The sequence below is a fragment of the Crossiella sp. SN42 genome, from assembly GCF_023897065.1.
Taxonomy (GTDB): domain Bacteria; phylum Actinomycetota; class Actinomycetes; order Mycobacteriales; family Pseudonocardiaceae; genus Crossiella.
On the sequence record NZ_JAMHIV010000017.1, the window covers coordinates 178,098 to 197,081 of the forward strand.

Consider the following 18,984-nt stretch of genomic DNA (forward strand, 5'->3'; position numbering starts at 1 on the left):
TCCGAAACCGCCTGCGAGAGCGCTCTACTCACCGGTTCGGTGACTCTGCGTAGACAGCCGGTTCCCTAACTGGATGCTGCGCAAACGTCCCGAACGTGATGGGATAACCACAAAGTGACATGGATAGGCAATACTGCACGCCCACGCTTACTCGTGACCACGTCACGCCCAATCGGGGAGGCGTCCGTGATCAAGGTGCTTCTGGTCGATGACGAAGACCTGGTGCGCTCCGGACTTCGCATGATTCTGTCCCGGGCCGGCGACATTGAAGTCGTCGGTGAATGTGACGACGGCTCGCTCGTCGTCGACCGGGTTCGCCAACTGCGGCCGCACGTCGTGCTGCTCGACATCCGCATGCGCACGACCGACGGCCTGTCCGCGCTGCGCAGGTTACGTTCGCTGCCTGAGCCGCCCAAGGTGGCCATGCTGACCACGTTCGACATGGACGAGTACGTCAGCGAGGCGCTCCGGCTGGGCGCCAGCGGGTTCTTGCTCAAGGACACCGAGCCGACCCAGCTGGTCAAGGCGGTGCGCGATGTCGCCCGTGGCGGCGCGGTGCTGGACCCGGGCGTCGCCGCCAGGGTGCTGGCCGCGGTCGCGCACGGCGAGCGGGCCGCCGAACCGGCCCGCAGCCTGCTCGGCAACCTGTCCGAACGCGAGCGCGAGGTGCTCGCGCTGATCGGCCAGGGCATGTCGAACGCGGAGATCGGCAGCGCGCTGCACCTGTCCGAGGCCACCGTGAAGGGCTACGTGTCCTCGGTGCTCGGCAAGATCGGCGCGGTGAACCGGGTGCAGGCGGCGCTGGTCGCCTACCGCGGTGGCCTGATCGCCTGAGGTGGCAGGGTGGCGGGCCCCGCCACCCTCACTTCGACGGCAGCAGCGGCGGGTGGACCTCCACCCGGTTCCGCCCATGCCGCTTGGCCCGGTACAGGGCCTCGTCCGCGGCGTCGAACAACTCGTCCAGGTTGGCCGGTCCGGCCGCCACGCCGATGCTCACGGTCGGTCGCTTGGTGCTGCCCAGCACCATCGACCAGTCGTGGCCGTCCACCGCGGAGCGGATCCGCTCGGCCACCGCGGGACCGGCGTCCTGCCACTCGTCGGTGGCGTCCACCAGCAGCACCACGAACTCATCGCCCGCCCAGCGGGCGACCACGTCGTCGGCCCGGCACTCCGCGCGCAGCAGCTGGGCGATCTCGCGCAGCGCGACATCGCCCGCGGCGTGCCCGGCGTCGTCGTTGAGGCCCTTGAACCAGTCCACGTCCACCAGCACCAGCCAGGGCACCCTGCCCTTGGCCGCGGTGCTCTCCAGCAGCAGCGGCGCGGCCCGCTCCAGGCCGAGCCGGTTGGACAGGCCGGTCAGCGGGTCGCGGGCGGCGGCCTCCTGCGCGGCCATGGCCAGCCGCTGGGCCTCCACCGCCAGCCGACGCTGCTGCAACGCCTGGCCGAGGCCCTCCTGCAGGGTCTCCACCGCCTTGCGGCCGGAGGCCACGCTGCGGCGCAGCGCCTCGGACTCGCCCACGTAGTCGCCCAGCTCGGCGCAGATGTTGGCCAGGTCCAGGGAGAACCGCAGCAGCAGCGTGGTGTCGTTGATCTTCTCCGCCTCGGCCACCGCGCGGCTGGCCATGGTGCGGGCGTCGGTGAGCCGGTTCTGCGCTCGGCGCACGGTGGCCAGCACCCAGTTGCACATGGCCAGGCCCCAGCGGTCCTCGTGCGCGGTGGCCAGCCGCTCGGCCGCGCGGGCGGTGCGCTCGGCGGCGGCGATCTCGTTGATCCCGGCCAGCGCGCGGGCGTAGGAGCTCAGCAGCGCCCGGTGCACGTACCCGGAGCCGACCAGCTGCAAGCCCTCCCGGAGCAGCTCGCTGGCCTCGGCGAAGATCCGGCCGGAGGCCTCCGGCGGGGCGTCCACCGCGCGGAAGTTCAGCGCCGCGCCCAGCCGTTGCAGGCAGTGCGCCAGGGTGTGCGGCTCGTCGGCCTCCCTGGCCACCTGGACCGACAGCCGCATCATGTCCAGGCCGGCCCTGCGGTGGCCGATGCCCTCCAGCAGGTAGGCCAGCATGCCGATGGTCTGCGCGGCGGCCGGGCCCTTGGGCGTCTCGGCGTCCAGCTCGGTCCAGCCGTCCGCGGCCAGCTCCAGCGCCAGCGGCAACCGGCCCAGCCGCCAGGCCACCACGGCCCGGTAGACCAGCACGGTCGCCCGGCGCCAGCGGTCGCCGTCCTCAGCGGGCGGGGTGCGCACCACCACGTCGTCGAAGAGGGTGTTGGCTTCCACGACCCGGCCTGAGTCCAGCAGTATCCGCACCTCGCGGTCCTGCCGCGGGATGTCGCTTTCCTGCCGCGGGAGATCGACCCCCGTCACCGGATCGTCCTGCCTCACCGTGCCCTCGGCCTCCACCAGCTGGCCCGACTTCTCGACAGGCTACCGTCATCGTCGCTGCCCGTACCGCTCATGGTGCACAACGTCATCAAGCGGAAGCCTCTTGCGCCAGCCGTGCCGCTCCAGGTCCGGCGTCTCGGCGAGTCCCTGCACCGGCCCCAGGCAGAGCCAGGCCACCGGCCGCACCCGGCTGGGAATGCTGAGCAGCCTGCGCAGGAAGTCCTCCCGGTAGAAGCTGACCCAGCCCACGCCCCAGCCCTCGGCGGTGGCCGCCAGCCAGAGGTTCTGGATGGCCAGGCATACCGAGTACAAGCCGGCGTCGGCGATCGCGTGCCGCCCGAGCACCGCCGGTGAGCCGCGGTCGGGGTCGTAGGCGACCACCACGCCGAGGCTGGACTCCAGCACGCCCTCCACCTTGATCCGGGCGAAGGTCTCCGCGCGCTCGCCCGAAAGGTCGGCCGCGAAGACCTGGCGTTCGGCCTGCACGTGCTCCTGGAAGGACCGGCGCAGCGCCCGATCGCGCACCACCACGAAGTCCCATGGCTGGCTCAGGCCGACGCTGGGCGCGGCGTGCGCGGCGGCGAGGATCCGGCGCAGGGTCGGTTCGTCGACCCGCTCGCCGGTGAACTCCGCGCGCACATCGCGGCGCCGGTGCAGGACCTCGTAAAAGGGGGCGTCCATCCGGCCGATCCTGCCTGACCGCCCCCGGGCGGACCCGGGCGGTCTCGGTGTTAATGGTGCGTCAATGAGCGGCTACTCAGCGTCAAGGTCGTGTTGGCGGCGGTCGTGGCCGGGCCGGGGACGCGGTGAGCTGGGGCGTGCTGTTCGTTCCGGCTTCTCCGCGCGCCGCGCGGCTGCCCCGGCTGGCCTGTGCTCAGGGCTCGGGGCTGGGGTTCGGCGCGGGTGTGGTGCTCACCGGGATCGTGGTGCCGGCCGCGGCGGGGGCGGTGCTGCGGGTGGCGCGCACCGCCCCTGGCCTCAGCGCGCTGGCTTCGCCGGTCCCGGGTAGGGCAGCAGGGCCATCTCCCGCGCGTTCTTGATCGCGGTGGCCACCTCGCGCTGCTGGCTCGGGGTCAGGCCGGTCACCCGGCGGGAACGGATCTTGCCGCGGTCGGAGAGGAACTTGCGCAGCAGCGCGACGTCCTTCCAGTCCACGTGGAACACACCCTCGCGCAGCAGCAGGTTCGGCTTGCGCTTCAGGCCGGGGCGGCGCTCGAATCGGGCCATCGCTCTAGCTCCTCACCAGCTGGACTTGCGGACGCCGGGCAGTTCGCCGCGGTGCGCCATCTCGCGCAGCCGCAGCCGGGAGATGCCGAAGGCGCGGAAGAAGCCGCGCGGGCGGCCGTCGGCCACGTCCCGGTTGCGCAGCCGGGTCGGGCTGGCGTTGCGCGGCAGCCGCTGCAACGCTGAGAGCGCGGCGGCCTGCTGCTCGGGCGTGGACTTGGGCGAGCGGATGGTCTCCTTGAGCTCGGCCCGCTGCTCGGCGTACCTGGCGACGATCTCGCGCCGCTGCAGGTCGCGGGCGATCTTGGACTTCTTGGCCATCAGCGCTCTTCCTTGAACTCGACGTGCCTGCGGATGACCGGGTCGAACTTGCGGATCACCAGGCGGTCCGGGTTGTTGCGGCGGTTCTTGCGGGTCACGTAGGTGTAGCCGGTGCCTGCGGTGGACCGGAGCTTGATGATCGGGCGGAGCTCGTTGCGGGCCATCAGACCTTCTCCCCTCGGCGGCGGATCTCGGCCACCACGGACTCGATGCCGCGCTTGTCGATCGTCTTGATCCCCTTCGCGGAGACCCGGAGGCTGACCCACCGGCCCTCGCTGGCCAGCCAGTAGCGGCGGCGCTGGATGTTGGGCAGCCACCGGCGCGAGCTGCGCGCGTGCGAGTGCGAGACCTGTTTGCCGAAGCCCGGCTCTCGGCCGGTCACCTGGCAGCGGGCGGACATGCGCGACTCCTTCACGATGCTGGGGACGACGCAGTTGCTAACGACATCCATTTTCGTTTAACCGGATGCGAGAGTAGCCTGACGGGGACGACGATGGAAATCATTCCCAACTGGAGGCTGTTGTGACGCCACCCCGCACCTCGTTGGTGCTGGTCGCGGGCCTGGCGGCGGAGCACGCCACGGCCGTGGCCGACCGATTCGCGGCCGAGCCGGGCACCGTGGTGCTGCACCACGACCTGCGTGAGGTGAGCCACGGCGTGGTGGTCCGGCGGCTGCGGCACGGCGCCCTGGACGCCACCGAGACCCTGGAGCTGGCCCACGGCTGCGTGTCCTGCACGCTGCGCGAGGACCTGCTGCCGCTGGTGCTCCGCCTGACCCAGGCCCCGGACGTGCGCCGGATCGTGCTGCACTGCGACCGCGCGCTGGAGCCGGAGGCGGTCTGCTGGGCGCTCCAGCACGTGGTCATCGACGGCCGCACCGTGGACGAGGTGGTCTACCTCGACGCCGTGCTGACCGTGGTGGACGCCGAGACCTGGTTCGCCGACGCCACCGGCGACCTGGAGCTGAGCGAGCGCGGCCTCGGCGCCAGCGCCGACGACGAGCGCACCATCGCCCAGGTCGCGGTCAGCCAGGTCGAGTTCGCCGACCTGCTGGTGCTCGCGGGCAGCGCCCCGGACGCCTGGACCGCGGCCCGCACCGACGCGGTGCTGGACCGGCTGGCCCCGCTGGCGCCGCGGATCCTGCTGGGCGGCCTGGACCCGGTCCGCTGCCTGAACCTGGTGCCCGCCAACGCCCGGCGCGGCGAGATCGACGACGCGCACGCCCCGCTGCTGCGCGGCCAGCCGCCGCTGTCGGCCGAGTCGGGTGTGCAGGTCACCGTGTTCAGCCAGCGCAGGCCGTTCCACCCGGAGCGGCTGCACGAGGCGCTGGACTTCCTGCTCGACGGCGTGGTCAGGGCCCGCGGCCGGGTCTGGGTGGCCAGCCAGCCCGATGTCGCGCTGTGGCTGGAGACCGCGGGCGGCGGCCTGCGGATCGGCCACGCCGGCCCGTGGCTGGCCGCGATCGAGGACTGGTCCGGCATCGACCCGGACCGCCGCGCCATGGCCGACCTGAGCTGGGACCCCTACTACGGCGACCGCAGCCAGGACCTGTTCGTGCTCTCGCACACCGCGGTCCCCGGCGAGATCGTCGAGGCCCTGGAGTCCGCGCTGCTCACCGACGAGGAGCTGGCCGAGGGCCAGGAGGCCTGGCTGGCCTACGAGGACCCGTTCGGCTCCTGGCACGAGGACCCGTGCGACGACGACCGCGCGCCCACCGATGTGATCATCAGCAACCAGAAGGACGAAGCGTGAAAAAGGGCATCCACCCCGACTACCACCCGGTGGTCTTCCAGGACTCCTCGACCGGGATGACCTTCCTGACCCGGTCCACGGCCACCTCGAACAAGACCATCGAGTGGAGCGACGGCAACACCTACCCGCTGCTGCTCGTCGACGTCACCTCCGACTCGCACCCGTTCTGGACCGGCGCCAGCCGGGTGATGGACACCCAGGGCCGGGTGGAGAAGTTCCGCCGTCGCTACGGCGACCGCGCGGACCGGAAGGCGGGCAACTGATGGCAGTCCCGAAGCGGCGGATGTCCCGCAGCAACACCCGCAGCCGCCGGGCGCAGTGGAAGGCCGAGGCGCCGGACCTGGTGCCGGTGGTGGTGAAGGGCAAGAAGATCCTGGTGCCACGGCGGCTGGTCCGCTGGGCGCACCAGCAGAACGGCTGAGCGGTCCGCCCGCCTCGCTCACGCGGGGCGGGCGACCTCGCCGTTGCCGTCCACCTGGACCGCGCCGTCGGGGGAGTCCCGCCACTGCTCGAACGGCTTGTCCAGGGTCCACCGGCCGTCCGGGCCCTTGTGCATGGTGCGGTGCTCGCAGTGCCGGGGGTTGGACAGCGACTCGAACAGCTCGATGCTCCACATGCACAGCCGCCGCACCAGCAGTCGCAGGGTCAGGCCGTGCGAGACGATCAGCACCGTGCGCGGGTGCGAGGGCTCGGTCTCCATCCGGCGTTCCAGGTCGGACATGAACCCGGCCACCCGGTCGTCCACGTCCGCGCCGGACTCGCCGTGCGCCAGCCGGAAGAAGAAGTGCCCGAAGGCGTGCCGCGCCTGTTTCTGACGCTCCTGCTCGATCGGGTCCTGCAGGTTGCCCCAGTCCTGCTCGCGCAGCCGCGGCTCGTGCACCACCCGCTCGAACAGCTCGTCCAGGTCCAGGTTCCGCAGCGTCTGCTGGGTGCGCAGGTACGGGCTGACGTACACCGCGACCGGGCCGGGGCCCAGCGCGGCGCGCACCGCGGCCCGCGCGGCCCGCGCCTGCTCCTGACCGCGCTTGGTCAGCGGGAGGGCATGGTCGGGCACCCGGCAGTACGCCATCTCGTCGACGTTGCCGAGGCTCTCGCCGTGCCGCAACAGAATGATCCGCACAACACCATCGTGCCCGGTCCGCACTACTCCAACCGGTCGAATATCAGGAATCCTGGCCGCTGATCCGGCTAAGCACCCGATCGGCCCGCACCCCAACGGATGCGCGCTGTTACAGTCCGATCGATATCTCGGACGGGAGTGTCACATGAGCTTCAGTGCGCCCGCTCGCGCGGCGGTGATCGGCGGCGGCACCATGGGCGCGGGCATCGCGCACGTGCTGCTGGCCGCGGGCACCAGGGTCACCGTGGTCGAGGCCGACGCCGACCGGTGCGCCGCCGCCCGCAACACCGTGACCACCTCGCTGCTCAAGGCCCAGGAACGCGGCAAGCTGCCGGCCGGCGTGGACGCCGAGGCCTGCGCCCGGCTGATGGACAGCGTCGACGACCTCAGCCTGCTCTCCCCGGAGACCGAGCTGATCGTGGAGGCCGTGCCCGAGCGGGTGGACCTCAAGCGCCAGGTCTTCGCCGCCGCCGCGGCCGCCTGCCCGCGCGCCGTGCTGGCCTCCAACACCTCCTCGCTGTCCATCGCCGCGATCGCCGCCGGACCGGCCGCCGAGCGCACCCTGGGCATGCACTTCTTCAACCCGGTGCCCGCCCAGCCGCTCCTCGAGCTGGTCACCCACGAGGGGCTGGCCGAGTCCTGCCTGACGCAGGCCAAGGACTGGGCCGAGGCGCTGGGCAAGACGGTGATCGTGGTCAGGGACTCGCCCGGCTTCGCCACCTCCCGGCTCGGCGTCGCGGTCGGCCTGGAGGCCATCCGGATGCTGGAGGAGGGCGTGGCCGGCGCCGAGGACATCGACACCGGCATGACCCTGGGCTACCGCTGGCCGATGGGCCCGCTCAAGCTCACCGACCTGGTCGGCCTGGACGTCCGGCTGGCCATCGCCGAGCACCTGGCTGCCGAGCTCGGCCCCCGGTTCGAGCCGCCCCGGCTGCTGCGGGACAAGGTGGCCAGGGGCGAGCTGGGCCGCAAGACCGGCCAGGGCTTTTTCACTTGGCCGCCTGCCTAGGCTCTGCCCTGTGGCAGATGTGACGGTTCGGGACTACCGGTCCAGCGACGCGGACGCGGCCTGGCGGCTGCGCGGGGTGCCCTTCGGCGGGCCCAAGGAGACACCCGAGCTGTGGCGCGGGGAGACCACCTGGCGCGGGTTCATCGCCGAGACCGGCGGTGAGCGCACCGGGTTCGCCATGGTCCGGCCCTACCGGCAGTTCTTCGGCGGGCGCGCGGTGCCGATGGGCGGCATCGCCAGCGTGGCGGTGGCCCCGCAGGCCCGCGGCCGGGGCGTGGGCCGCGCGCTGCTGGAGCGGATGCTGACCGAGATGCGCGCCGACGGGCAGCCGATCAGCGCGCTCTACCCGACCGTGCCCGCGCTCTACCGCGGCCGCGGCTGGGAACGCGGCGGTGTGCTGGAGTCCATCGACCTGCCCGTGCACGCCTTCCAGGGCCGCCGCTCGAAGATCGAGCTGCGCGAGGCCACCGAGGCGGACATCCCGGCCATGCGGGACTGCTACCACCGGCTGGCGCAGACCGTGGACGGCATGCTGGACCGGCGCACCAAGTCCTACCGGAGCGCGGAGCTGCTGGAGTGCGACGCCTCGCTGGTCACCGACGGCGGCTACCTGCTGGTCCAGCCGGACCGCAAGAACCGGGTGCTGGAGGTGCGCGAGCTTCTCGCGGACACCCCGGAGGTGGCGCTCGGCCTGCTCGACTCGATCGGCTCCTGGACCGGCCTGCTGGACCGGGTGAAGCTGCACATCCTGGACGAGACCCTGCTCGGCGTCCTGGAGTGGTCCGGTTTGGACGGTCGCAAGCGGACCCAGCCCTGGCTGCTCCGGATCGTCGACCTGGCCGCCGCGGTGGCCGCCCGCGGCTGGCCCGGCGCGAGCCACCTCGCCGACGCGGTGGCCGACCTGGAGATCGAGGACCGGCACGCGCCCTGGCAGGCCGGTCGGCACCGCTTGGTGGTCAAGGACGGCGAGGTCGTGCTGGAACCCGGCGGCACCGGCGCGGTCCGGATCACCGCTCGCGGCCTCGGCGCCTGGTACTCCGGCTCGAACACCACCGCCGGACTGCGCAGGGCCGGGCTGCTGACGGGCGATCCCGGACACACCCGGCTGCTGGACCTGCTGGTAGGCGCACCGGGCACGGTCCGGATGGCCGATTATTTCTGACCGACCTGCCTAAAATCCGCGGGTGCTGATGCTGACCGTCCTGGAACTCGTCGGCATCGCGGTGTTCGCGGCCTCCGGCGCGCTGGCCGCGGTGCGGGCCCGGCTGGACGTCTTCGGCGTGGTCGTGCTCGGCATGACCACCGCGCTGGGCGGCGGCATCATCCGCGACGTGCTGCTCGGCCTGCACCCGCCGACCTCCCTGCGCACCTGGCCCTACCTGCTGGTTTCCGCGCTCACCGGCCTGCTGGTGTTCTTCTTCCACCCGCAGGTGGCCAAGCTGCGCCGGGCCGTGCTGCTGGCCGACGCGGTCGGCCTCGGCCTGTTCACCACCGGCGGCACCACCACCGCGCTGGCCCTGGGCGCCCCGGTCTACACCGCCTGCCTGATCGGCATGACCACCGGCATCGGCGGCGGCGCCCTGCGCGACCTGCTGCTGCGCGAGATCCCCACCGTGCTGCGCCAGGAGATCTACGCGGTGGCCGCGCTGGCCGGCGCGGTGGTGGTGGCCATCGGCTACCGGCTGAACCTGCCCACCGGGCCGACCGCGATCATCGCCGCGGCCATGATCTGCGGCCTCCGGGTGCTCGCGCTCTGGCGCCGCTGGGACGCCCCACGTCCACGCGAACGATAGTTGTTGCTGGTCGCGGCTCAGCGTGCTCTCAGGCGACTCTTAGGGAAACCGGTCACACTACCGATATGCGCATCCTCGTTGTGGACGACGACCGAGCCGTTCGGGAGTCGTTGCGGCGGTCCCTGCAGTTCAACGGCTACCAGGTCGAGCTGGCCAACGACGGCCAGCAGGCGCTGGAGGTGCTGGGGCATAACCGGCCGGACGCGATGGTGCTGGACGTGATGATGCCCAGGGTGGACGGCCTCGAGGTGTGCAGGCGGCTGCGCGGCACCGGCGACGACCTGCCGATCCTGGTGCTCACCGCGCGGGACGCGGTCTCCGACCGGGTGGCCGGGCTGGACGCCGGCGCCGATGACTACCTGCCCAAGCCGTTCGCGCTGGAGGAACTGCTGGCCAGGCTGCGCGCGCTGCTGCGCAGGGTCGGCCCCGACCAGGACACCGGACCGGCCGCGATGGCCGCGCTGCGCTTCGCCGACCTCGAGCTCGACCCCGGCACCAGGGACGTGACCAGGGGCGGGCGGCCGATCAGCCTGACCCGCACCGAGTTCGCCCTGCTCGAGCTGCTCCTGCACCACCCGAGGCAGGTCCTGACCAGGGGCCGCATCCTCGAGGAGGTGTGGGGCTATGACTTCCCCACCTCGGGCAACGCGCTCGAGGTCTACGTCGGCTACCTGCGCCGCAAGACCGAGGCCAACGGCGAACCGCGCCTGCTGCACACGGTCCGCGGCGTGGGCTACGTGCTCAGGGAGACCCCTCCGTGACCGAGGTGCCCACCGTGCGGGTCGGCCGGGACCGCGGCCCGCAGCACCCCCGCATGCAGCGGGTCACCCTGCGGAACCGGCTCACCCTCTTCGCCGCGGTCGGCGTGGGCACCGCCGTCGCGCTGGTCTCCCTGGCCGCCTACTTCACCGTGCGCACCAGCCTGTACAACGAGCTGGACGAGCAGCTGCTCAACCGGGCCAAGGTGGCCGCGGAGAGCTCGCTGGCCCAGGTGATCGAGCTGCAACGACAGTCCCCGGCCGTGTTCGAGGCCATCGACCTGCGGCTGGGCGTGGTCCAGCTGCTCTCCGACGGCCGGACCCAGCTGTTCATCCCGCCGAACGCGCCAGCGGTGCCCTACGGCCCGGACGAGATCGACGTGGCGGCCGGGCTGAAGCGGGACAACATCCGCACCGACAACCGCACCGACCAGCGGGTGGTCGCCGCACCCATCGACCCCGGGTTCGCCCTGGTGATCGCGCAGCCGCTGCACCCGACCAGGGACACCCTGGCCCGGCTGGCCTGGGTGCTCTTCGCCGTCGGCGGCGCGGGCATCGTGCTGGCCGCCGCCGGTGGCCTCGGCGTGGCGCGCACCGCGCTGCGGCCGGTGGAGCGACTGACCAAGGCCGCCGAGCACGTGGCCAGGACCGGTGACCTGCAACCGATCCCGGTCACCAGCGAGGACGACGAGCTGGCCAGGCTGACCAACAGCTTCAACGCGATGCTGGCCGCGCTGGCCGACTCCCAGGAACGCCAGCGCAGGCTGGTCGCCGACGCCGGGCACGAGCTGCGCACCCCGCTGACCTCCTTGCGCACCAACCTGGAACTGCTGGTCGCCTCGCAGCAGGCCGGCGCCAAGTACCGGCTCTCCGACGAGGACCGGGCCGAGATCTACGCCGACGTGCGGGCCCAGATCGAGGAGCTGACCACGCTGATCGGCGACCTGGTCGAGCTGGCCCGCGACGACGCGCCGTTCGTGGTGCACGAGTCGGTCGAGCTGGTCGACGTGGTGGAGCGCGCCCTGGACCGGGCCCGGCGCCGCGCGCCCGGCGTCAGCCTGGACATCCGGCTGCGCCCGTGGACCCTGGTCGGCGATGCCAACGCGCTGGAGCGGGCGGTGATGAACCTGCTGGACAACGCGGTCAAGTGGTCGCCGCCGGATGGCCGGGTGCGCGTGGAGCTGCGCCAGGCCGGGGCGCAGGCCGCGGTGCTGGAGGTGGCCGACAGCGGTCCGGGCATCGCCGAGGACGACCTGCCGCACGTGTTCGAGCGCTTCTACCGCTCCACCGAGGCCCGCACCCTGCCCGGCTCCGGGCTCGGGCTGGCCATCGTGAAGCAGGTGGCCGAGCGGCACGGCGGCACTGTCACCGCGGGCCGCGCGGCCGAGGGCGGCGCGCTGATGTCGTTGTGGCTGCCGGGAAACCCGTCGGAGACCTTCCACACCGACGAGTACCCGGCAGCCACCCAGAGCTAGCCCTTGGTCGAGCCGAGGGGGAGCCCGGCGACGAAGTGGCGTTGCAGGGTGAAGAAGACCACCAGCGTGGGCACCGCGACCAGCAGCGAGCCGGCCGCGATCAGGTTGTTGTCCTTGAAGAACTGGCCGCCGAGGTTGTTCAGCGCCGAGGTGATCGGCATCTTGTCCCCGGTCTGGATCAGCACCAGCGCCCACAGGAAGTCGTTGTAGATCCAGGTGAACTCCAGCGTGGCCAGCGCGGCCAGCACCGGACGGCACAGCGGCAGGATCACCTGCCAGTACTGCCGGAACACCCCGGCGCCGTCCACCCTGGCCGCCTCGGTCAGCTCCATCGGGATGGTCTTCATGTAGTTGCTCAGCACGAAGACGCAGAACCCGGTCTGGAACGCGACGTGGATCAGGATCACGCCCAGCTGCGAGTCCAGCAGCGAACCGGACTCGCTGAGCCACTCCGGCAGCTCGATCAACCGGTACAGCCGGTACAGCGGGGTGACGATCACCTGCTGCGGGAACAGGTTGCCCGCGGTGAACAGCATCAGCAGCGCCAGGTTGAACCGGAAGCTGAAGCGGGACACCACAAAGGCGACCATCGAGCTGAAGAACAGCGTGATCACCAGCGCCGGGATGGTGATGATCAGCGTGTTCAGGTAGTAGTGCGGCAGCTCGGCCTGCTCCCAGGCCTTGCCGAAGTTGTCCAGCGTCAGCTCGGTCGGCCAGGAGAAGTAGCCGTTCTTGTTGGTGTCGTCGATGGTGCGCAGCGAGGCGAAGGCCGCCCACAACACCGGCGCCAGCCACACCAGGCAGGTCGCGATCAGGAAGGTGTGCAGCGCGATCCGCCCGGCGCGCCCGGTGGCCGTGCTCGTCGTGCCGGTCACGGCCGATCCTCCTTGCGGAAGGTCTGCATCAGGTAGGTGATGATGAAGCCCATCGAGATCAGCAGCAGCACCACGGCCAGCGCCGAGCCCCAGCCGATCCGGCTGGCCTCGCCGATGATGTTGTCGGTGACCAGGATGGACAGCAGCTCCAGCCCCTGACGGCCCTTGTTGATGATGTAGACGATGTCGAAGGCCCGCAGCGCCTCGATCACGGTGATCACCAGCACCACGATGTTCACCGGCTTGAGCGCGGGGAAGGTGACCTGCCAGAAGGTCTGCCAGGCGCTCGCCCCGTCCAGCGCGGCCGCCTCCTTCAGCGAGGGGTCCACCGCCTTGAGCCCGGCCAGGAACAGCAGCATCACGTACCCGGCGTGCCGCCAGCCCGCCGCGACCAGCACCGCGTACAGGTTGATGTCCGGATCACCCAGCCAGTTGGTCGGATGGTCGTTCGCGGTGCCCAGCAGGTTGTTCAGCAGCCCCTGGTCCGGCTGGTAGATCAGCTGCCAGATGAACCCGATCAGGGCCAGCGACAACATCATCGGCAGGTACAGCACGCTCTGGTAGATCCGGCCCAGCCGCAGCTTGCGGTCCAGCAGCACCGCCATGAACAAGCCGAACAGGGTCGGCAGCACCAGCAGGAACGCCAGCCAGATCAGGTTGTTCCACAGCGCGGGCCAGAACCTGGGGTAGGTGGTGAGGATGTCGGTGTAGTTCTGCAAGCCGACGAACTTGATGTCCCCAACCCCGCCGATGCCGTCCCATTCGGTGAAGGACAACAGGATCGAGCCCAGCGCGGGGAACCACACCAGGCCCAGGTGCAGCAGCGAGGGGATGCCGAGCATCACCGCGAGCACCACCTTGTCGGTGGCGGTGAACGCGCTGGCCCTGCGCCGCCTGCGTTTGGGCGATGGCGCGCTCGTGGCGGCGGGCGCTGTGTCCAGGACAGTCATCGGCCTCAGCCCGTGAAGATGTTCTTGGCCTGGTCGGCCATGCCCTTGAGCACCGAGTCCACGTCATTGGGGTTGGTGAGGAAGGCGTTGATCCCGTTGATGGCCGCGTCGTTGGCGAAGCGCGGGTCGGTGTCGCGGTCCAGGAACTGGGTGATGTGCTTGGCCTCGGCGACGAACTTCACGCACTTCTTCTGCAGCTCGTTGTAGCCGCTGGTGTCGGCCTTGCCGCTGGCCGCGATGGTCACCGGGTCGGTCTTGAGGTAGGCCAGCTGCGCGGCCGGTCCGGCCAGGTAGGTCAGCAGCTTGCGCGCGCCTTCCTCGTTGCCGGGCTTCTTGGCCAGCATGAACCCGTCGATCGGGGCCTCGACGGTGTCCGTGCCGAAGGTCGGGTTGATCTCCGGGAAGGCGAAGAAGTCCAGGTCGTTCAGCTCGTTCTTCATCTGCTGACCGATCTGCTGGGCGCCGACGATCATCATGCCGCCCTTGCCCTGCTGGATGGTCTGCGCGGCCTCCTGCCACTCCCGGCCCAGCGGGTTCTCCTGGTACAGCGGCAACATCCGCTTCCAGTTGTCGAAGACGTCGCGGACCTTTTTGCCCTGCCAGTCCTCCTTGCCGGCCATCAGGCTGACGTGGAACTCGTAGCCGTTGGTGCGCAGGTTCAGCTGGTCGAAGGTGCCCAGCTGCGGCCAGCCGTTCTTCTGCCCCACCGCCATCGGCGCCAGGCCGTCGCTCTTCATCTTGCCGCCGAGCGCGATCAGCTCGTCGAAGGTCTTGGGCACCTGGTACCCGCGCTGCTGCCAAATGCTCGGCCGGTAGAACACCGCCCACGGGTAGGAGTAGAACGGCACGAAGTACTGCTTGCCGTCACTGCCGGTGGCCGCTTCCTTCTGCGCCGGGGTGAAGTTGTCGCCAATGGTCTGCCAGAGGTCGGACAGGTCCCCGGCCAGGTTCTTGCTCGCGAAGAAGCGCATCCGGTAGCCGGCGAACCAGGACCAGACGTCATCCGGCCTGCCCTGCAGGTAGTTGTTGATCTGCTGCTGGTAGGTCTCGTGGTCCTTCGTGTTGATCTTGACCTCGAGGCCGTTCTGCTGCTTGAAGGTCTCCATCACCGCGGCGATGCCCTCGCGCGGCACGGCGTCGGAGTAGTTGGAGCCGAAGGACACGGTCTTGCCGTCACCGGCGGACCCCCCGGAACCGCAGGCGGCCAGGCCGGGCACGGCGGCCAGCGCGGACGCGCCGAGCAGGCCCTTGAGCACGGTGCGACGGCCGAGCAGCGGGTTGGGCGGTAACGGTGAGTTGGCCATGGTGACTCCTGTCGCGGCTACCGAGATGTATCGAACTATTTCCAACAAAGTTGCGCACAATGTGGTAGCCGCCACAGGCCGCTGTCAAGGCCGAGAAGCCCCGCATCAGGCCAAGTGGAGCAAGAAGATGCCGGTTCGTTAGCGGGTTCAGATAGGTGAACGACTCAAACAGGTATCAACAACCTCCGATGTTCGACTGTGTTTGACGTGTGCGGTTCTCGTAGGCCACCCTGGACGCCGCCAGTCGCCCACCCGTCACTCAGGTCACGAGCCGGTTCGGGGTGGTGCGTCGGCACGGGTCGCGACCGGGCGAGCCCGTATCGTGACTGGTCGCGATCAACCATCGCGACGCCCCGGCGGGCGGTGTCGCCGCGGCGCGGGAAGTGGGGTAGAGGTGCTCGCTCGGCAGCGGCAGGCGGTGATCCTGGAGGAGATCCGCCGCACCGGCGCGGTCCGGGTCTCCGACCTGGTCACCCGGCTCGGGGTCTCGGACATGACGGTCCGCAGGGACCTGGACGTGCTGGCCCGCACGGGTCTGGTGGAGAAGGTCTACGGCGGCGCCACCTCGGTGGCCGGGCGCAGTACCGATGAGCCCGGGTTCGAGGCCAAGTCGGTGCGCCAGCTGCCGGAGAAGGAGTCGATCGCCGCGCTGGCCGCCGGCATGGTCCGGCCGGGCACCGCGATCGGCCTGTCCGCGGGCACCACCACCTGGACCATGGCCCGGTTCCTGGACGACGTGCCGGACCTGACCGTGGTGACCAACTCGATCCGGGTGGCCGACGTGCTGCAGCAGCGCGGGCGCACCGACCGGACCGTGGTGCTCACCGGCGGGGTGCGCACGCCCTCGGACGCGCTGGTCGGCCCGGTGGCCGTGCAGGCGCTGCGCGCGCTGCACCTGGACGTGGTCTACCTGGGCGTGCACGGGATGGCCCCGCAGGCCGGGTTCACCACGCCGAACCTGAACGAGAGCGAGACCGACCGAGCGCTGGTCGACGCGGCCAGCAGGCTGGTCGTGCTCGCGGACAACACCAAATGGGGAACGGTGGGCATCTCCACGATCGCCGGCCTTGACGAGGCGGATGTGCTGATCACTGACGAGGGACTGGGCGCGGAGGCCCGGCAGGTGCTGGCCGAGCAGGTGGGCGAGCTGGTGCTGGCGCCGGTGTCCGCCCGGTCCGGGGACGAGGAGCTGGCGTGAGGCGCACCACGGCCAAGCTGGCCGACGGCCGCGAGATCATCTACTTCGACGACTCCCCGGAGGCCCCCGCGCGCACCGCGGTGGACACCAGGGACCTGCCGGAGCAGAAGCCCAGCTCGGAGATCCGCCGGGACCCGCTCACCGGCGAGTGGGTGGCCATGGCCTCGCACCGGCAGACCCGCACCTACAAGCCACCGGCCGACCTCTGTCCACTGTGTCCGACCACGCCGGGCCGCCCGACCGAGATCCCGGAGTCCAGTTACGACGTCGCGGTGTTCGAGAACCGCTTCCCGTCGCTGTCCCAGCACGTGCCGGACGTGCCGTCCATTGTGGACGGTGTGCCGATGGCGGAGCGCCGTCCGGGCACCGGCCGCTGCGAGGTGGTCTGCTTCACCTCCGACCACAACTCGGCCTTCGCCGCGCTCACCCCGGCCAGGGTGCGCACCGTGGTGGACGCCTGGGCCGACCGCAGCGCCGAGCTGGGCGCGCTGGCCGGGGTCGAGCAGGTGTTCTGCTTCGAGAACCGCGGCGAGGAGATCGGCGTCACCCTGCACCACCCGCACGGGCAGATCTACGCCTACCCGTTCGTCACCCCGCGCACCGAGCGCATGCTGGCCACCGCCAAGGCCTACCGCGAAGAGCACGGAACCCACGTCCTCGGCGACCTGATCGAGGCCGAACTGGCCCAGCAGACCCGCGTGGTGGCCACCAGCGAACACTGGGTCGCCCTGGTCCCGCCTGCCGCCCGCTGGCCGGTCGAGGTCATCCTGGCCCCGCGCCGCCAGGCAGCCGACATCCCGGACCTGACCGAGCCCGAACGCGACGACTTCGCCACCCTGTACCTGGACGTCCTGCGCCGCCTGGACCGCCTCTACGACCGCCCCCTGCCCTACATCGCGGCCTGGAACCAGGCCCCGGTGCACGCGCCGAGGGAGCTGTCCTGGCTGCACCTGCAGGTGTTCTCGGTGCTGCGGACCGCGGACAAGCTGAAGTACCTGGCGGGTTCGGAGTCCGGCATGGCGGTGTGGATCAACGACGCCACCCCGGAACAGATCGCCGAACGCCTGCGCGCCGCCGGAACCTGAGAGGAACTCAGGGCGGAAACACAAGAGAGCCAAAGCTGGGTCTCAGCACGTTCTCAGGTCCGGGCCCCACAGTAAGTGCCATGACCGAGAACACCCCCGGCGCTCCGGGCCCCAAGCCAGAGCGCCCGCAGCAGTCAGCCGAGGGCACCACCCCCGCGGAGCACACCCCGGACTCGCCATGGGCCCCCCAGCAGCAGCGCGGCCTGGACTCCGGTTTCGGCGAGGCCCCCTCGGCAGCCCAGTCCGACTCCGACGCGCAGCCGACCCCGGGCGGCCAGCCCAGCTCCGGCGCGCAGCCCACTTCCGGCAGCCAGCCCAGCTCGGGCGGCCACCTCGGTTTCGGCACCCAGCCGGGTTCCGGCGGCGCGCCCGGTCACCAGCCCGGCTCCGGCTTCGGCGGCCAGCCCGGCACCGGCCCCCAGCCGAACCTCGGCGGCCACACCCCCGGCGGCTACCCGCCGCCCGGCGGCCCCGACTACGGCGCCCCCCTGACCAACCCCCTCGGCGTCCCGGTGCAGACCGTGCAGCCGCAGCGCAAGGCGGGCGGGCGCGGCAAGCTCGTCGCCGGCGCGCTCGCGCTGGTGCTGCTCGGCGGCGCGATCGGCGGCGGCATCGGCGGCGCGGTCGCGTACAACCTCGCGGGTTCCTCGGCCCCGTCCTCCAGCAACTCGCTCAACGACCCCCGTCCGCCGGCCAGGGACATCAACAGCCCGGCGCCGCAGGGCTCGATCGAGCAGGTGGCGCAGAAGGTGCTGCCGAGCGTGGTGCAGATCAAGGTCATCGCGCCCGGCGGCGCGGGCTCCGGCTCGGGCGTCGTGCTCAGCAGTGACGGCATGATCCTGACCAACAACCACGTGGTCGAGGCCGCGGCCAACGGCGGCCAGATCACCGTGCAGTTCAACGACGGCCGGACCGCGACGGCCAAGATCGTCGGCAGGGACGCCACCTCCGACCTGGCCGTGCTCAAGGCCGACGGCGTCTCCGGCCTGACCGCCGCCGAGCTCGGCCGCTCCGACGACCTGCGGGTCGGCCAGCAGGTGGTCGCCATCGGCGCGCCGTTCGGCCTGTCCAGCACCGTCACCAGCGGCATCGTCAGCGCGCTGCAGCGCCCGGTGCGCACCGGCGACACCCCGGACCAGAGCACCGTGATGGACGCGGTGCAGACCGACGCCGCGATCAACCCCGGCAACTCCGGCGGCGCGCTGGTGGACATGCAGGGCAAGGTCATCGGCATCAACTCGGCCATCCGCACCGCCACCGGCTCGCAGCAGCAGGGCGGCTCGATCGGCCTCGGCTTCGCCATCCCGGTGGACCAGGCCCGCCGGATCGCGGACGAGCTGATCAAGAACGGCAAGGCCACCCACTCGCTGCTCGGCGTCGGCCTCGGCCAGCAGCAGCCCGGCGGTGGCCAGCAGCAGCAACAGCAGCAGGTCGCGGGCGCCACGGTCTCCCAGGTCACCCCCGGCGGCGCGGCCGACCAGGCCGGGATCAAGGTCGGCGACGTGATCACCAAGATCGACAACCGCCGGATCAGCGACGCCGACTCGCTGATCGCCGCGGTCCGCTCCTACGCCCCCGGCACCAAGGTCAAGCTGACCATCAACACCGGCGGCGGTGACCGCGTGGTCGAGGCGACCCTGGGCAGCCAGACCCTCGACAACGGCGGTCGCTGACCCCAAGACCCCCGGTCACAGCCACCCGACCGGGCCGATCCGCGGCGCCGAAGTCCCGCGAAGCCCCTCTCGC

22 protein-coding genes are annotated in these 18,984 nt (G+C 71.2%); 12 read left to right on the plus strand and 10 right to left on the minus strand.

What is annotated here, in order from left to right; all coding sequences use genetic code 11:
* Window positions 1-186 precede the first annotated feature (186 nt).
* The gene (locus M8C13_RS21595; protein ID WP_086780697.1) at window positions 187-834 is read left to right on the plus strand and encodes a response regulator transcription factor; all 648 of its coding nucleotides are present in this window, start codon (window positions 187-189) and stop codon (window positions 832-834) included.
* Window positions 835-862: 28 nt separating this feature from the next.
* Here the strand turns inward: M8C13_RS21595 and M8C13_RS21600 are convergent, their stop codons facing one another.
* The 6 genes from M8C13_RS21600 to rpmB form a co-directional block, all read right to left on the minus strand.
* Window positions 863-2,356, minus strand: a complete 1,494-nt coding sequence (locus tag M8C13_RS21600; RefSeq protein ID WP_252482457.1) for a diguanylate cyclase — start codon at window positions 2,354-2,356, stop codon at window positions 863-865.
* A gap of 66 nt (window positions 2,357-2,422) precedes the next feature.
* On the minus strand, window positions 2,423-3,055 hold the full coding sequence (gene bluB, locus M8C13_RS21605; protein ID WP_252482458.1) for a 5,6-dimethylbenzimidazole synthase: 633 nt from the start codon (window positions 3,053-3,055) through the stop codon (window positions 2,423-2,425).
* A 297-nt stretch (window positions 3,056-3,352) separates the two neighbouring features.
* On the minus strand, window positions 3,353-3,601 hold the full coding sequence (gene rpsR / locus M8C13_RS21610) for a 30S ribosomal protein S18 (RefSeq protein ID WP_252482459.1): 249 nt from the start codon (window positions 3,599-3,601) through the stop codon (window positions 3,353-3,355).
* A 12-nt stretch (window positions 3,602-3,613) separates the two neighbouring features.
* On the minus strand, window positions 3,614-3,919 hold the full coding sequence (gene rpsN, locus M8C13_RS21615; protein WP_252482460.1) for a 30S ribosomal protein S14: 306 nt from the start codon (window positions 3,917-3,919) through the stop codon (window positions 3,614-3,616).
* Window positions 3,919-4,083, minus strand: a complete 165-nt coding sequence (rpmG, locus tag M8C13_RS21620; protein ID WP_252482461.1) for a 50S ribosomal protein L33 — start codon at window positions 4,081-4,083, stop codon at window positions 3,919-3,921. The genes rpsN and rpmG overlap by 1 nt, the downstream gene beginning before the upstream one ends.
* Entirely contained in the window at window positions 4,083-4,319 is a 237-nt protein-coding gene (rpmB, locus tag M8C13_RS21625; protein WP_252482462.1) for a 50S ribosomal protein L28, read from the minus strand. The genes rpmG and rpmB overlap by 1 nt, the downstream gene beginning before the upstream one ends.
* A gap of 122 nt (window positions 4,320-4,441) precedes the next feature.
* Between rpmB and mrf the strand changes: the two genes are divergently transcribed.
* The 3 genes from mrf to rpmF are packed head-to-tail and all read left to right on the plus strand — an operon-like array spanning window position 4,442 to window position 6,092.
* The gene (gene mrf / locus M8C13_RS21630) at window positions 4,442-5,671 is read left to right on the plus strand and encodes a ribosome hibernation factor-recruiting GTPase MRF (protein ID WP_252482463.1); all 1,230 of its coding nucleotides are present in this window, start codon (window positions 4,442-4,444) and stop codon (window positions 5,669-5,671) included.
* The gene (locus M8C13_RS21635; RefSeq protein ID WP_252482464.1) at window positions 5,668-5,934 is read left to right on the plus strand and encodes a type B 50S ribosomal protein L31; all 267 of its coding nucleotides are present in this window, start codon (window positions 5,668-5,670) and stop codon (window positions 5,932-5,934) included. The genes mrf and M8C13_RS21635 overlap by 4 nt, the downstream gene beginning before the upstream one ends.
* Window positions 5,934-6,092, plus strand: coding sequence for a 50S ribosomal protein L32 (gene rpmF, locus M8C13_RS21640; RefSeq protein WP_252482465.1), 159 nt, complete (start codon window positions 5,934-5,936; stop codon window positions 6,090-6,092). Before M8C13_RS21635 ends, rpmF begins: the two co-directional genes overlap by 1 nt.
* Before the next feature lie 18 nt (window positions 6,093-6,110).
* Here the strand turns inward: rpmF and M8C13_RS21645 are convergent, their stop codons facing one another.
* Entirely contained in the window at window positions 6,111-6,791 is a 681-nt protein-coding gene (locus tag M8C13_RS21645) for a phosphoglycerate mutase family protein (protein ID WP_252482466.1), read from the minus strand.
* 145 nt (window positions 6,792-6,936) lie between these two features.
* On the opposite strand from M8C13_RS21645, the gene M8C13_RS21650 reads away from it, so the two are divergent.
* The 5 genes from M8C13_RS21650 to M8C13_RS21670 all read left to right on the plus strand — a co-directional run bounded on the left by M8C13_RS21650 (window position 6,937) and on the right by M8C13_RS21670 (window position 11,826).
* Window positions 6,937-7,800 carry a 3-hydroxyacyl-CoA dehydrogenase family protein gene (locus tag M8C13_RS21650; protein ID WP_252482467.1) on the plus strand — a complete coding sequence of 288 codons (864 nt, stop codon included), beginning with the start codon at window positions 6,937-6,939 and terminating at the stop codon, window positions 7,798-7,800.
* Window positions 7,801-7,810: 10 nt separating this feature from the next.
* Window positions 7,811-8,962 carry an enhanced intracellular survival protein Eis gene (gene eis / locus M8C13_RS21655; protein WP_252482468.1) on the plus strand — a complete coding sequence of 384 codons (1,152 nt, stop codon included), beginning with the start codon at window positions 7,811-7,813 and terminating at the stop codon, window positions 8,960-8,962.
* 25 nt (window positions 8,963-8,987) lie between these two features.
* A complete protein-coding gene (locus M8C13_RS21660; protein WP_252482507.1) occupies window positions 8,988-9,593 on the plus strand; it encodes a trimeric intracellular cation channel family protein in 606 nt (201 codons plus the stop codon).
* Window positions 9,594-9,658: 65 nt separating this feature from the next.
* Window positions 9,659-10,354 (plus strand): response regulator transcription factor, encoded by a 696-nt coding sequence (locus M8C13_RS21665; protein WP_252482469.1) that lies wholly within the window; start codon window positions 9,659-9,661, stop codon window positions 10,352-10,354.
* Window positions 10,351-11,826 (plus strand): HAMP domain-containing sensor histidine kinase, encoded by a 1,476-nt coding sequence (locus M8C13_RS21670; RefSeq protein WP_252482470.1) that lies wholly within the window; start codon window positions 10,351-10,353, stop codon window positions 11,824-11,826. Before M8C13_RS21665 ends, M8C13_RS21670 begins: the two co-directional genes overlap by 4 nt.
* On the opposite strand, the gene M8C13_RS21675 is transcribed toward M8C13_RS21670, so the two are convergent.
* From M8C13_RS21675 to M8C13_RS21685, 3 genes are read right to left on the minus strand one after another with little or no spacing between them, the layout of a single operon-like run.
* Window positions 11,823-12,701, minus strand: a complete 879-nt coding sequence (locus tag M8C13_RS21675) for a carbohydrate ABC transporter permease (protein WP_252482471.1) — start codon at window positions 12,699-12,701, stop codon at window positions 11,823-11,825. The two genes, M8C13_RS21670 and M8C13_RS21675, sit on opposite strands and share 4 nt — an antisense overlap.
* Window positions 12,698-13,651 (minus strand): carbohydrate ABC transporter permease, encoded by a 954-nt coding sequence (locus M8C13_RS21680; protein ID WP_252482472.1) that lies wholly within the window; start codon window positions 13,649-13,651, stop codon window positions 12,698-12,700. Before M8C13_RS21680 ends, M8C13_RS21675 begins: the two co-directional genes overlap by 4 nt.
* 5 nt (window positions 13,652-13,656) lie before the next feature.
* Window positions 13,657-14,955, minus strand: coding sequence for an ABC transporter substrate-binding protein (locus tag M8C13_RS21685; protein WP_252482473.1), 1,299 nt, complete (start codon window positions 14,953-14,955; stop codon window positions 13,657-13,659).
* 394 nt (window positions 14,956-15,349) lie between these two features.
* On the opposite strand from M8C13_RS21685, the gene M8C13_RS21690 reads away from it, so the two are divergent.
* From M8C13_RS21690 to M8C13_RS45115, 3 genes are all read left to right on the plus strand, one after another.
* Window positions 15,350-16,153: a DeoR/GlpR family DNA-binding transcription regulator gene (locus tag M8C13_RS21690; protein ID WP_252482474.1), complete on the plus strand. Its 804-nt coding sequence runs from the start codon at window positions 15,350-15,352 to the stop codon at window positions 16,151-16,153.
* Window positions 16,150-17,238, plus strand: coding sequence for a galactose-1-phosphate uridylyltransferase (gene galT / locus M8C13_RS21695; protein WP_252482475.1), 1,089 nt, complete (start codon window positions 16,150-16,152; stop codon window positions 17,236-17,238). Before M8C13_RS21690 ends, galT begins: the two co-directional genes overlap by 4 nt.
* 80 nt (window positions 17,239-17,318) lie before the next feature.
* Window positions 17,319-18,911 carry a S1C family serine protease gene (locus tag M8C13_RS45115; RefSeq protein ID WP_305883981.1) on the plus strand — a complete coding sequence of 531 codons (1,593 nt, stop codon included), beginning with the start codon at window positions 17,319-17,321 and terminating at the stop codon, window positions 18,909-18,911.
* The last annotated feature ends 73 nt before the right edge of the window (window positions 18,912-18,984 follow it).